Origin of the sequence: Paenibacillus sp. CCS19, from assembly GCF_033239625.1 — a bacterium.
Classification (GTDB): Bacteria; Bacillota; Bacilli; order Paenibacillales; family Paenibacillaceae; genus Paenibacillus_T.
In genome coordinates, this window is record NZ_BTCK01000003.1 from 111,012 (window position 1) to 123,962 (window position 12,951).

The window sequence follows — 12,951 nt, forward strand, 5'->3', positions numbered from 1 at the left end:
ATGGAAACAGGCGTGGATCTATCTCAACTCTATGTCATGACAGCGCGAATTCCTGAAGCGGGAGTCGCACAATTCAACGCATATGAGAGCTGCGTGCTGCCGCTGCTGGCGGATCATGGGGCTAGACTGGAACGGAGACTCCGAACGGAGGATGGCCAGCATGAAGTTCATGTTATCTGGTTCCCGTCGGGTCGGGCATTCGATGAATATCGGAATGATCCTAGACGCAGCCAATACGCCAAGCTGCTTGTGGAATCCGGTGCGGTTACGACGGTAATGCGAATGAAAGATATGCCGCTATAAAAATGAAGGCAGCAGTTCCATTAGGAGCTGCTGCCTTCTTCGTAGGCAGGACTGTCTACATGCAATCGTATTATAGGTTATAGGAACAATGCGCCGCAATCGGGCTAGATGTGGCGTAAAATTTAAAACAAGGGCTTATTCGCTGGGGAATTGAAGGTCACCGCATCACTTCTCCGTGTAAAATGCGACAAGCTCCGATGCAATCATCTTCGCATTAAGCGTCTTCGTATGACCGAGTCCCTTCTTGCTTGCCAGCTGCGAATGAGGAAGCGCCTCGGCCAGCGCCTGAGCGGCTCGGCGAAGCGAGGCGGGACTTTCCGTCCCTTCGAGTACGAGCGTCGGCATTTCCAACGCGCTCCACCCCTTGGCGGGCAGAGGCTTGCCGCTTATGTAGCCTTCGAGCAGGGCAGCATCATACGGGAGCGTGTGCGCTACCGCCATCAGGTTCGACCACACACCGGGCATTAGACGCATCATTCCAACGACGAAGGAAGGCGCGCCCATCCCTTTGGTCATAAAATATTTGATCGCCTCGGCGCGTCGATTGTCTGCAATCAGCTTCTTCACTTGTGCGACGAAATCTGCTGGCGGCAGCGGGTCCGCAGCGTCCACGATAAAGGGAGGCTCATGCAGCGCCAATTTCCTCATGTTGACCCCGCTCGCTGCCGCTTGCAGAGCAAGCACGGCGCCGGATGACAGCCCCCATACATAAGCCGAACCGCCCGCGGCATCGATCAGCGCCTGAAGATCTTCAATCTCTCGTTCTATCGCATAGGAATGCTTATCTTCGCTATCTCCGCGGCCGCGGCGGTCATAATTGTAGACGGTGAAGTGTTCCGACAATAGTGAAGCAAGCTTCAGCACCCCCGGGAATTTCCGATAACTGAACGCTCCTCCAACGAGGATAAGCGCTGGACCTTGGCCCTTGATGTCATAGGCAATCTTGGTGCCATCTCGGGATGTTGCAGTGTGCATGATCAATTCTCCCTCCGTCGGCAGTACTGGGCTTATAGTGTGGAAGAGGCTAGTTTCACGAATGCCGTCAGCATGCCGCCATCTATCGATTGTTTGCTGCGGAACTTAATCGTCTTCCGTTCTGGAGGGCCGTCGAACAGCCCTTCAGGCAGCTCCAAATCTGTCGCATTGAAAATCGTGAAGCTTACGGCATCCTTCGATGTCGAGATGACGGCAGCGTATTTTTTGTTTTTCAGAAAATGGGGCTTATTGTACTGAATGCGCTCCTGCACATCCGGAATCGCATGGTGGACAACCTCACGCAGCTCTCGGCACAGCTGGGCTTGCCACGGCTCTTGGACCTTCTCGATAAACTCGTTAACCTCTTGGCTCATGTCAATCTCTCCTCGATCTATTTATTTACTCGGCAGCACAATCGGCCGCGCGTCTTAAGAGCAGCTCGCGCTCCTTGTCATTGAGCGATAGGGACGCTGCATATTTGAAGGCTGAACAGGCTTCTTGCCTGCGGCCCAGCTTCATAAGGAAGTCGCCTCGAACACTCGGCAGCAGATGGTAGCCGCTTAAGGACGGTTCATTCATTAACGCGTCGACGATTTCCAAGCCCACCTCCGGACCAAAAGCCATCGACAACGCCACCGCGCGATTAAGTTCAACGACAGGGGATGGCGCGACCTGCGAGAGCGCATCGTACAAGGCCGAGATACGGATCCAATCCGTCTCCGCAGCGGTGCGGGCCCGGGCATGGCAGGCAGCGATTGATGCCTGAATGAGATAAGGCCCGAATGCCCGGCCAAGACGCTCCGCTCGATTGATCGCAGCCAGTCCTCTACGGATAAGAAGATGATCCCATAATGCGCGGTTCTGGTCTGCGAGCAGAATCGGTTCGCCGCTCGAGCTGACCCGCGCCCTGAACCTAGACGATTGAATTTCCATAAGCGCCGCGAGGCCGTGAACCTCTGGCTCGTCTGGCGCGATCTCGGCTAAGATCCTCCCAAGCCGAAGCGCCTCTTGGCAGAGTGTAGGCCGAATCCAGCTTCCTCCTGAAGATGCGGCGTACCCCTCGTTGAACATGAGGTAGATGACTTCAAGCACGGAAGATAACCGCGCCGGCAGCTCGTCTTTCGGCGGCAGTTCGAATGGGACTTGGGCAGCCGAGAGCGTACGCTTCGCTCGTACGATCCGCTGCGCGACGGTCGTTTCCGGTACGAGGAACGCTCTTGCGATCTCGTCCGTCGTTAATCCCCCGAGCAGCCGGAGCGTAAGCGCTACGCGAGCCTCGGCCGAAAGAACGGGATGGCAGGTTGTGAAGATAAGGCGAAGGAGATCGTCGCCTACAGGATCATCTAGCGCAGCATCCCAATCAGGCTCCTGCTGCCGATCGCTCTCCCAGCCAAGCTCTTCGTACTTGCGGTCGCGCAGCTTGTTTCTGCGCAGGTGATCGATAGCACGGCGTTTCGCAGTAGTCATCAGCCAAGCCCCCGGGTTGTCTGGGATACCGGTCTCAGGCCAGCGTTCCAGCGCGATAAGGAGCGCATCCTGCGCCATATCCTCGGCAAGCCCGACGTCGCGCAGCATGCGAGCCAGAGCGGCAATGATTCGGGCCGACTCGATGGACCATATTCCGTTAATGGTGCGATGAACGGCGGATTCGTTCACGAACGCTGTTTCCTTGTGAGCTGCTCCTGCGTTTCCGTTGCTCTGGCTAATGCTTCAGGATCTTCGGATATCTCGGACAGATCGTACACCTGACGAAGTTCGATTTCGCCTTGGCCGAAGCCATGTGGATCCGGCATCCGCATCGCCCACTGAATCGCTTCTTCCCTTGATTTCACGTCAATTAACGTATAACCCGCGATCAGCTCCTTCGCTTCCGTGAAGGGTCCATCCAGCACCTTCGGTTTCCCGCCCGGCTCCGGGTAGGAGATGCGAATCGCGTTCGAGGTTGGGTGGAGTCCTTCTGCCGCGACCAGCACGCCAGCCTTCGCCAGCTCCTCGTTGTATCTCGCCATGGCTGCGAACAGCTCGGCACTAGGCATAACGCCGGCCTCGGAATCTTGTGTAGCTTTGACAACCATCATGAATCTCATTGTGAATCTCCTCCTTGGTTTTGTGTGGCTTCTATATGCACAACGAACGAAAGACGGTGGAATCGACAGCTTGAGAAAAATTTATTTAATCTTTTTTCAACGCGTGGCAACTATTTCCTTGTTCAATGTAGATTTAATAACGAAGTGTACTTTTCAGGGGTTGCCCGGGTCCGGCAGTTACCGTGAATTTATCGCTTGCGTTCCAGAACGGAACGGGTAATACGGGTGACGAACCGCCGCGGGAACAGCCTTGGCGCTTGCGTCAGCAGCCAGTTCTGCATGCCGGGAACGACAACGACTTGGCCGCGCATTAGCGCCTTATAGCCGATCTGAGCCACCTTGTCGGGCGACATGAGTGCCTTCGGGTCGGCTACCTTGAGCCCCTCCATCTGGGCAGCTTGGAAGAAAGCAGTCCCTGTTCCGCCGGGACATAACGCCGTAATGCTGACGCCAGTGCCGTCCAGTTCTCTCGCAACCGCCTCTGTAAGCGAGAGCACGAAAGCTTTGGAGGCGGAGTAGTTGGCGCTCAGCGGACAAGGATAGAAGGAGGTTGTGGAGCCGACGTTCAAGATGCGGCCGCTGCCTCTTCGCACCATGTCAGGCAGAATGAGCATCATCAGCTGGGACAACGACTGAACATTGAGCTGAAGCATCTGCTGCTCCGAGCGGGCATCCAGCTCATGCAGATAGCCGAATGAACCGCTGCCGGCATTATTGATGAGGATATCGATCCGTGTGCCTTGCAGACGTTCATACAACAGTTTTGCGCCATCTTGTTGAGCCAGATCAACCGCGACGATCCGTGTTTGAGTGCCGTATTGCTGCTGCATCTCCGCTGCTAGCTGGTTCAGCTTGCCTTCGTCCCGCGAGGCAAGAATGATGCGATACTGCTGCTTAGCGAACAGCTCTGTGAATGCTTTGCCAATACCGCTTGATGCTCCAGTGATCAGGACCGTTGGCATTAGGGAGGCCTCCTTAAGAAAGTCATATTTATAACAACCAAATAACTAAATATCTAGTTATATAGTTATTAAAGAGGGAAGAGAAGGGGATTATTCATCCCCTGGTTCAGCTGTTTTCATGACAATAATCTGTTCGGTTGTCGCTAGGAATGCCTTCAGAAGGGAAACGGGATGTTCAATGTCGAGGCTGTAATAGATTTCGGTCGCTTTCTTGGCGGAGGTCAGCAGATTCGCTTGTTTGAGAATCTTCAGATGATGGGAGATCGCTGAGCGAGACATTGGCGAACGTTCAACGATTTGCGCTACATTCAACGATTCGTGCTTCGTGAGCATCATGATGATGTCCTGCCGGACCGGGTCGGCCAGGGCAAGGAAGACCGGGCTGCAGTCTCGCAGCTGCCGATGAACGGTTGTTTCAAGTTCTGTCGCGTCGAGTGGTTCCATTGCGTTATCGTCTCCGTTAGTAACCAAATAATTAGTTATTTAGATACACCATATCCTGACTGGATGTTTCTGTCAATAGGCAGTCGCGATTCATTGAATCCCCGAGCAAGAAGAATAACGGCAAGCGTCATCTCGTTCGCAGCGACAGGCAGTGACAGCAGTCCGCCCCAGACGGATACTTGCTCGAATACGCCGAACATCTCGAACAACGCTGCAGCAAGGACGAGTGCGCCGCCCGTCATCCCGAGAATGGACAGGAAACGAGGCACCAGACCGCTGCGATAAAAAATATAGCTGTACATCATCGTGTTAATGCCGAGCATGAAATTAGGGCCCAGCAGGAAGGTCCAGTCGTGGATTGCGACTAGCAGCGTGCCTGAGGCGTGGTAGAAGGCAGGATCTGCTGGCGCTGCCGCCGTGAAGTCGCGACTTAAGGTCAAGAGAGACAGGACACTAATGATGCCCACTATAATAACGACGGCTTCGAGAAAACGGAAGCATAAGTGTCCAAGCGCGATTCGTTCGTTGACTCTGCGCAGCACCGGAAACATGGTAACGGCCGTTCCGACAGCCGAGACGACAAGGACGAGCTCCATTAGTGCGCCCAAGATGATCTGGTTATCATGCCGGGCACCTTCGATCAGATAGTCTGTGCCATTCAGGATCGGATCGTATAGAACGAGACCGATAATAGACGAAACGGCTGCCAGAATAAACAAAATCCCCGTAAGTTTAGCTGCTCTGCGTGTCGTATTCATTTCTCTCATCCTCCTCATTTTCCGTACAAAGGGTTGTCGAAGCAAGGATGTCTAGGTCTGCTGCGGTTTACTTCTTAGGGGCTTCCTCGTAGAAGAATATGCTCTCAATTGGTAAGCTGAACGCCCGTGCGATACGGAACGCCAGCTCTAGAGATGGCGAGTAATTGCCCTTCTCCAGTGCGACAATCGTTTGTCTTGTTACGCCTACCTTGTCAGCCAGCTGCTGCTGGGTCATTTCGTCGTGGTCGAATCGTAGTTTGCGGATATGGTTGCCGACAAGATTGTTACCCATATTAGATGCCTCTCCTATAGTGATAAAGTTTCGTTACGGAGCCGCTCACATCGGCGAGGAAGCCGGCTGCGATAAGCAGGTTAAACATGACGTACAGCGGCTGCTCCATGACGAGCGATCCCATCGCGCACAGGAATCCGAGAATAAACAGCAGGAACGATGTCCGATGAGCTCTCAGCTCGATGATGCGGTCCAGCTCATCCGTGAACCCAGGCTCCTTCTCGCCTGTCGTCATCCGATAGATGATATTGAACACGATGCTGATCATAATATGCGCGATGATGGAGACGAGCATCAGAATGAGCACGAAGGAGCCCCAATAATGCAGCACCTCTGACAATGCAGTGCCCTGTTCAGGATACTTCGGGTACATGTAGAAGCAGTAGCCAATGAATATGAGGATCGTGCTGATGAGCGTGACGATGCTTTTCTTCTCTTGGTAGGTCAAGCAAAACACCTCCTTTGATTTTAGTGCGAAGTTAAGTTCTGTATACAAAATGTATAATAAACCATTCATAGTGTCAAGTGAACTTTACATACTGGAATAAAAATGGGCTGAGCTCGGGTGGGCTTGTCTTAAAGAAGGGCCTCCATAACCTGCATAGAATCAAAGTTTAGGACTTAAGCAAAGGAAATTTATTGTCGAATAAGAATTTATTGTACATGATGAATGTATTTCAGAGTGAAATCCGTCTTTATCAATAGAGGAGGTGAATGGTTCATTGAGTCACCAATCGGAAGCGGAGTTGGTTAAGATCCTTATGTGGGGACCAGCATGCATTCACGGAGCTAGTCCGCCGATACTCCAATGCGGTATATGGGGCAGCCTACAGCATCGTCAATGATTTTCACTTGGCGCAGGATATTGCGCAGGAGGCTTTCGTCAAAGCATGGCGCAACTTCGAACAGTTGCAAGAGGGAGAACGATTCGGCAGCTGGGTAATTCGCATAGCGAGCAACCTGTGCAAAGATCAATTTCGCAAGAAGCAGCTCATCGTGCGGTCGCTCGAGGAGGCTGTCGCTGCGCCGGACACTGTATCACTGGATGAGCAGATTGAGCGAATGTCTAATGAGCAGGCCGTATGGAAGGCGCTGCGAGGGTTAGACGAGATTTATCGTACGTCCACCTTGATGTATTACATAGGGGGATACAATGCTAGAGAGATAAGCGAGCTGCTGGACGTTCCGCTTAGAACGACAGAGAGCCGGCTGCGAAGAGCAAGGACAATGCTGAAGAAGGAGCTGATTATTTTGGTGGAAGATACGGCACAAGAGAAGAAGCTGACCGAATCGTTTGTGGAGAAAGTACGTGCAAGAATCAAAGGAGCGTCTGTTACGTTCCTTGTTGAGAACGTTGATGCATCGGTCGCATTTTACGAGGGAGTCGGGTTCGATACCGAAAATATCGGCGGACATATCCACGTCAGCCACGGCGGAGCAACGTTTATTCTGCATCCAGCGAAGCAGAAAACCGACATTCGTCCGAACTCAGCCGCCGACGGCGGGCTCTACTTCGATTTTTTCTGCTATACCGATCCGGAAGGCCTTCGGCAGCTCTATGAGATTTTCCAAGCGAACGGCGTGGAAGTCGTTAACGGTCCGCACTGGTCCGAGGGTTGGAGCGAGCTTACGATTCGTGACCTGGATGGGTATCGGATTGCTTTTGGGGCTTAATGTATCGGTACAAAAATACAACGCCGCCACAGCGCCTAGCGCTATGGCGGTATTTGTTGTGCAGCCCATGCAGCGGCAATGCGAACCGTAAGTACAACTAGCTGACGCATTACGACAGAAAATATGACAATAAAAACAAATTAACTAATAAAAAACGTCATGTCATGTCGATATACCAAGACATATAGACTATAATCAGAGTAATTACTATTTTCTGTACGAGATGGTGCATGTTATGTCCATAGTGCTGGATGCTAGAACGGTATTTGCAACTCTGTTAATTGGATATTTGATCGCATTGGTGCTCACGTTGGCTTATTGGAACGGCAGCCTGAAGCTTGCTACGCTCAAGGTCTATATCGGTGCCAAAAGCATGCAAGCGATCGCCCTGTACTTTGCGGCGCTGCGCGGCCATATTCCAGATGTATTGTCTGTCCTGCTCGCTAACAGCATGCTCTTCATTGTGTATACGCTTGAGATTTGCGTGCTGCTTAGTTTGCAGCGCATTTTGACGGTGAGAATGAAATGGCTGTATGTCATCCTTACGCTCGCCAGCATTGCAGGGTTTCTCTTCATCTACTTCTTTAATAATCAAGAGGAAACACGGATTGCGTTCGCTTCTGTGCTGCTCGCTATCATATTTCTGCCCGCTTATCGTCTAATCGTTGTCCGCGGCGCAAGTCCGCTCGCCCGAGTGATGGGCACCCTTTATCTGTGTGTCGGGATCTGGATGTTGATTCGGTCAGGCGGCGCAGTGCTCGGGCATAATTGGGCAAGCTTCTATCAGCAGAGCGATGTTCAGCTGCCGATGCTGCTTGTTCTCTTCCTTATCATTGTCGTCGGCCATACAGGGATCGTACTGCTCATGAAGGAGCAGTCGCATCGAGAGCTGGTCAGACTCGCGAATCAAGACGATCTGACGGGCGCCTTAAACCGTCGAACGTTCGCCATTCGAGCAGAACGGCAGCTTGCTCGTTATGCGAAGAAGCGGCAGCCGCTGTCCTATATGTTATTTGATGTGGACCGCTTCAAGATCATTAACGATACCTACGGGCATTATGTCGGCGACCAAGTGCTGCAGCATCTGGCATCTCGGGTGCGACAGCATCTGGGTACGCAGGATATGCTTGTCCGCTACGGAGGCGATGAATTCGGGATTCTGCTGCCCGGACTCGATGAAGAAGCATCCGCTCAGTTTGCGGAGCAAATGATTAGTGAGTTCGCGGGGGTAGACGATCAACAGCTGCCGACGACTTATTCCGTCAGCGTAGGGATACTGACGGTCATTCCTAATGCTCGGACGACAATGGAGAACCTGTATATCACATGCGACCAAGCGCTGTATGCCGCGAAACGCGATGGCCGCAATCGCATCATTCGTGTCCAAGAAGATCGCATGGCAGCTGTTCCTATGAAACAGGCTAATATTTAAGTTTAATAGGCAGCTATACAAGTCTATAAACACACGCCTTCATACGATATCGGAGGATGGAGGTGTGTGAAGCAATGAGTCAATCGAATCCGGATAGAAGAAAACGAAAGCAACACGCTCTGCACGCATCACAATGTCATGCACGCAACAAGAAGCTGTGCCTCTGCCGCCTTCGTCATCGTCAAGCCATCTCCTGCAGGCGAATTCGCATCACACCGAAACAGCTTGCGCTGCTGCTCCGCCTGTTGCGAGAGTTTAACTCCCTTATCATTCCGTCCCTTATACAAGAAGACCCTGTCGCAATCGATAAGCTTCGCCGTGTGCTAAGGCGAATCAATGCGCTGGTGAACACGCTGTGTCCGCTCAATCGTGAGCGTATAGCAAGGTTGGCCTTGTTGGAACTCATCCTAGTCAAGCTTGTCGTTCCTGTCGTACTTGTTACGACAGCCACGATCGATATGCGCCTCTATAATACCCTGCTTCAGACCATTGTACTGCGACTTGTCATTAATAACGTCGTTCGTAACGAGCTTACACAAGTTATTCACCAAATCGATCATTCCTTAAGTCTCGTCATTAACAACGAACTAATCGGATCGGTTGGGCCGACTGGGCCGGCAGGTCCCCCTGGAGCTGTAGGTCCGATGGGGTTGCCGGGTCCAGCTGGAGCAGAGGGTGCACAAGGCGCGGCAGGTCCGGAAGGGCCTACGGGTCCGACCGGTCCAGGCTTGCCTGCGTTCAATACGATCTATGTCTCATCGCAGGCAGGTCTCGTGACCGTCATCGATGGGGACACGAACACTATAATCGCTACGATTCCGCTAGGCACAGGGACGGATACGATACAAGGGATTGCTATCAATCCGACGACAAGTAAGCTATATGTGTGCAATCGAACAGCTGGTGAGGTCATCGTGATTGATGCTGTGACCAACACGATCCTCAGCACAATCGCTGTTGATCCGCTTGCCTTCTACCCTGCGGTTAATATCTCGACGAATCTTATTTATGTCACTTGTGCATTAACGAGTACGGTGAAGGTTATTGATGGCATTACCGACACCGTTATTAAGTCGATCTCATTGCCGTTTGTCGTAACGCCAGGGGGGATCGCCGCCAATCCGATTACTAATACAATCTATGTCTCGAACGTCGATGGCACAGCATCCGTTATTGATGGCATTACAAATGTAAGGGTTCCGCCAGAAATACCGATCGGACTCAACTCAGGTGTTGTTGCTATTAATCCGGCGACGAATCTAATCTACATTCCGAACATTAACAGCAACAATGTTTCCGTTATTAACGGAGCAACCAAGACCGTACTTGCAACCGTTACAGGCGTTGGAGGAGGTCCGATTGGGGCGGCAGTGAATACGGCTACCAATCGCATCTATGTATCGAGCATAGTGAATGACTTTGTGTCCGTTATTCAAGGAGCAACTAACTTGGTTACGGGTACCATAACGGTTGGAACCAGTCCTGAAGGTGTGGCTGTGAACCCGCGGACGAACCGGATCTATGTTGCCAACCGCGACAGCAACACGGTATCCGTCATTGACGGAGCGACGAATACCGTTATTGCAACCATCCCGGTTGAAGCAAGGCCAATTGATGTCACGGTTCATTTTGGATAATCATTTCAATACGGTTTACTTCGCGTGGAGCTGACGATCCATTAGAGGTGAACCGTATTTTGGCATATGGCTCGAGCACAGTGATTAGAAGGTGATCGTAACTTTACCGAAGGCAGAACCCTGCGCCATGTATCTCAAGGCATCAAGGGACTCGCTGAACGGGAACGATCGGTCGATGACGGGACGCAGCGCGTGCTGCTCGATGGCGAGGTTCATCCGCTCGAACATTTCGCGGCTGCCAACGTTAATGGCCTGCAGTCTCGCTTTGCGAAGAATTGCGGGCACAATGGCGAAGCCGTCGATGACCGCCCCGGAGAGCAGGCCAACGATGCTGATCTGACCGCCAACCTTCAGTGCTGTCAGCGAGCGGTTGAGTGTTGCGCTGCCGCCAAGATCGACGATATGATCGGCGCCGCGGCCTTCCGTATACGCAAGGACTGCTTGCTCCCAGTCGGGTGTCGTTCGATAGTTGATGCCATAGTCAGCTCCAAGCGCCTTCGCGCGCTCAAGCTTCTCGTCGCTGCTCGATGTTGCGATCACGCGAGCGCCAAGCAGCTTGGCGAATTGCAGGGCGAATAGGGATACGCCGCCTGTTCCCTGTACGACAACTGTATCGCCGGCCTTCACCTGTCCTTCTTCGACAATCGCATGCCAAGCCGTGACCGCTGCGCATGCCAATGTTGCGGCCTCCTCATCGGTCAAATGCTCGGGTACGCGCACAAGACCCTCCTCCGGCAGAACGACATACTCTGCCAGCATGCCGTCCAGCGGGCTGCCGAGCGTCGTCGCCCAGTTACGCTGCGTCGGCTCTCCCGTCGTCCAGCTCTGCGTGAATATGCCGCTCACGCGTTCGCCCAGACTGAACTTGGAGGCTTGCTCCCCTAATGCCACGACCTCGCCGACGCCATCGGAGACGGGGATGAGCGGCTCTGTCCGATTGGGTTCATAGTACCCGTCAATGACACCGATATCGCGGGCGTTGAGCGAAACAGCCTTCATCCGAATGAGCACTTCGCCAGGACCTGGGGAAGGGATGGGGCGATCCTCCTCTTGTACATTTTCAAGACCGAATCCGTCACGCAGCACATATGCTTTCATACCTTAACACGCTCCTCTTCTGAGATAGACACAGTATAGTTCCGGTGCTAAAATTTAGTAAGTCGGCACTTTAAAGTGGGTTGCGAACGTTAAAGTTCGTACGAGAGGAGGCACAGCGATGAGAAGCAAGCCGGATATTTCTCTCGAGGGATGCACCTACAGCCATGTGCTGGAGATTATCTCGAACAAATGGACGGCGCTTGCCATCTATGCGATGGAGGAAGGCGAGATTCGTTACGGCGATATGATGAGGCGGATTGAAGGCATTTCGCAGAAAATGCTGACCCAGACGCTGAAGCGGCTGGAGCGCGACGGCATCGTGAAGCGCAAGCTGACCCCGTCGGTACCGCCTATAACGGAATATTCGCTCACACCGCTCGGAGAGTCGCTTCTTCCCGTTATGAATGCGCTCAAGATGTGGGCGAATGAGCATTTGGACAGTGTGAAGCATGCAAGAACCAGCTACGACAACCTCAAATCCTAACCTTGCATCACCCTCTTAATCCCCTGCAATCACGACATGATCCCTACCTGACAGCAGCACCTAGTTCCCATCATGACAACAGCATATGGCCGTTGCCCGCAGCATCAACTGACGCACACCGATTCCATGTTATTCATCAGAAAGCCCTAGTGGAGGATGAAGCGATGGTCGTTAAAGAGCAGTCGATTGTACAGGTGACAGGGAACACGATGATGACGAGCGACAAGCCGATCCGCATCGTCGGCAAGTTGGAGGAACCGCTAATTCTCATATTGGAAGATGTACTGAGCAGCGAGGAATGCGATGCCTTAATTGCATTAGCTAGCGATAGGATGCATCGTTCCCGTATCGGAAGCGACCGTGCCGTCAGCGATATTCGAACGAGCAGCAGCATGTTCTTCGAGGAAGGCGAGAATGCTTGGATTCAGTCGATCGAGGCGAGGCTGTCGGCGCTTATGCAGGTGCCGCTTGTTCACGCGGAGCCGCTGCAGGTGCTGCATTATAAGCCTGGCGAGCAGTATCAGGCTCACTATGACTACTTCACCACCGAAGCGGTTGCCAACAATCGGATCAGCACGCTGGTCATGTATTTGAACGATGTGGAAGAGGGCGGGGAGACATACTTTCCTACGCTTCAGCTGTCGGTCGCACCTAAGAAGGGGAGCGCCGTTTACTTCGAATATTTCTATTCGGACAACCGCTTGAACGAGCTGACGCTGCATGCCGGCAAACCTGTCGTAACGGGGGAGAAATGGGTCGCGACGCAGTGGATGAGGAGACAGCGGTTTCGGGATTAATAGTTTGA

At 52.7% G+C, this 12,951-nt stretch carries 16 protein-coding genes and 1 pseudogene; 7 read left to right on the plus strand and 10 right to left on the minus strand.

Features of this window, described 5'->3' with window-relative positions; genetic code table 11:
* Entirely contained in the window at window positions 1-303 is a 303-nt protein-coding gene (locus SBI19_RS04050; protein WP_317965207.1) for a hypothetical protein, read from the plus strand.
* Between the two features lie 165 nt (window positions 304-468).
* On the opposite strand, the gene SBI19_RS04055 is transcribed toward SBI19_RS04050, so the two are convergent.
* The 9 genes from SBI19_RS04055 to SBI19_RS04095 all read right to left on the minus strand — a co-directional run bounded on the left by SBI19_RS04055 (window position 469) and on the right by SBI19_RS04095 (window position 6,269).
* Window positions 469-1,278 (minus strand): alpha/beta fold hydrolase, encoded by an 810-nt coding sequence (locus SBI19_RS04055; protein WP_317965209.1) that lies wholly within the window; start codon window positions 1,276-1,278, stop codon window positions 469-471.
* Window positions 1,279-1,310: 32 nt separating this feature from the next.
* Window positions 1,311-1,652 carry a DUF1801 domain-containing protein gene (locus SBI19_RS04060; RefSeq protein WP_317965211.1) on the minus strand — a complete coding sequence of 114 codons (342 nt, stop codon included), beginning with the start codon at window positions 1,650-1,652 and terminating at the stop codon, window positions 1,311-1,313.
* 25 nt (window positions 1,653-1,677) lie between these two features.
* The gene (locus SBI19_RS04065) at window positions 1,678-2,934 is read right to left on the minus strand and encodes an RNA polymerase sigma factor (protein ID WP_317965213.1); all 1,257 of its coding nucleotides are present in this window, start codon (window positions 2,932-2,934) and stop codon (window positions 1,678-1,680) included.
* Window positions 2,931-3,365, minus strand: coding sequence for a YciI family protein (locus SBI19_RS04070; RefSeq protein WP_317965215.1), 435 nt, complete (start codon window positions 3,363-3,365; stop codon window positions 2,931-2,933). Before SBI19_RS04070 ends, SBI19_RS04065 begins: the two co-directional genes overlap by 4 nt.
* A gap of 188 nt (window positions 3,366-3,553) precedes the next feature.
* Window positions 3,554-4,327 (minus strand): SDR family NAD(P)-dependent oxidoreductase, encoded by a 774-nt coding sequence (locus SBI19_RS04075; protein WP_317965217.1) that lies wholly within the window; start codon window positions 4,325-4,327, stop codon window positions 3,554-3,556.
* Between the two features lie 90 nt (window positions 4,328-4,417).
* Window positions 4,418-4,771 carry an ArsR/SmtB family transcription factor gene (locus tag SBI19_RS04080; protein ID WP_317965219.1) on the minus strand — a complete coding sequence of 118 codons (354 nt, stop codon included), beginning with the start codon at window positions 4,769-4,771 and terminating at the stop codon, window positions 4,418-4,420.
* Between the two features lie 35 nt (window positions 4,772-4,806).
* Window positions 4,807-5,529, minus strand: a complete 723-nt coding sequence (locus tag SBI19_RS04085) for a DUF4386 domain-containing protein (protein ID WP_317965221.1) — start codon at window positions 5,527-5,529, stop codon at window positions 4,807-4,809.
* Between the two features lie 67 nt (window positions 5,530-5,596).
* Window positions 5,597-5,821 carry a helix-turn-helix transcriptional regulator gene (locus SBI19_RS04090; protein WP_317965223.1) on the minus strand — a complete coding sequence of 75 codons (225 nt, stop codon included), beginning with the start codon at window positions 5,819-5,821 and terminating at the stop codon, window positions 5,597-5,599.
* 1 nt (window position 5,822) lies between these two features.
* Window positions 5,823-6,269, minus strand: a complete 447-nt coding sequence (locus SBI19_RS04095; RefSeq protein ID WP_317965225.1) for a hypothetical protein — start codon at window positions 6,267-6,269, stop codon at window positions 5,823-5,825.
* Window positions 6,270-6,607: 338 nt separating this feature from the next.
* On the opposite strand from SBI19_RS04095, the pseudogene SBI19_RS29510 reads away from it, so the two are divergent.
* From SBI19_RS29510 to SBI19_RS04110, 4 genes and pseudogenes are all read left to right on the plus strand, one after another.
* A pseudogene (locus SBI19_RS29510) lies at window positions 6,608-7,054 on the plus strand (RNA polymerase sigma factor); the annotation flags it as partial.
* A complete protein-coding gene (locus SBI19_RS29515) occupies window positions 7,049-7,495 on the plus strand; it encodes a VOC family protein (protein WP_348538007.1) in 447 nt (148 codons plus the stop codon). The pseudogene SBI19_RS29510 and the gene SBI19_RS29515, both read left to right, overlap by 6 nt.
* A 235-nt stretch (window positions 7,496-7,730) precedes the next feature.
* Window positions 7,731-8,927 carry a GGDEF domain-containing protein gene (locus SBI19_RS04105; protein ID WP_317965227.1) on the plus strand — a complete coding sequence of 399 codons (1,197 nt, stop codon included), beginning with the start codon at window positions 7,731-7,733 and terminating at the stop codon, window positions 8,925-8,927.
* 74 nt (window positions 8,928-9,001) lie between these two features.
* The gene (locus tag SBI19_RS04110; RefSeq protein ID WP_317965229.1) at window positions 9,002-10,564 is read left to right on the plus strand and encodes a YncE family protein; all 1,563 of its coding nucleotides are present in this window, start codon (window positions 9,002-9,004) and stop codon (window positions 10,562-10,564) included.
* Between the two features lie 84 nt (window positions 10,565-10,648).
* On the opposite strand, the gene SBI19_RS04115 is transcribed toward SBI19_RS04110, so the two are convergent.
* Window positions 10,649-11,662: a zinc-dependent alcohol dehydrogenase family protein gene (locus SBI19_RS04115; protein ID WP_317965231.1), complete on the minus strand. Its 1,014-nt coding sequence runs from the start codon at window positions 11,660-11,662 to the stop codon at window positions 10,649-10,651.
* A 118-nt stretch (window positions 11,663-11,780) separates the two neighbouring features.
* Between SBI19_RS04115 and SBI19_RS04120 the strand changes: the two genes are divergently transcribed.
* On the plus strand, window positions 11,781-12,146 hold the full coding sequence (locus SBI19_RS04120; RefSeq protein WP_317965232.1) for a winged helix-turn-helix transcriptional regulator: 366 nt from the start codon (window positions 11,781-11,783) through the stop codon (window positions 12,144-12,146).
* Window positions 12,147-12,310: 164 nt separating this feature from the next.
* On the plus strand, window positions 12,311-12,943 hold the full coding sequence (locus SBI19_RS04125; RefSeq protein WP_317965234.1) for a 2OG-Fe(II) oxygenase: 633 nt from the start codon (window positions 12,311-12,313) through the stop codon (window positions 12,941-12,943).
* Window positions 12,944-12,951: the final 8 nt, after the last annotated feature.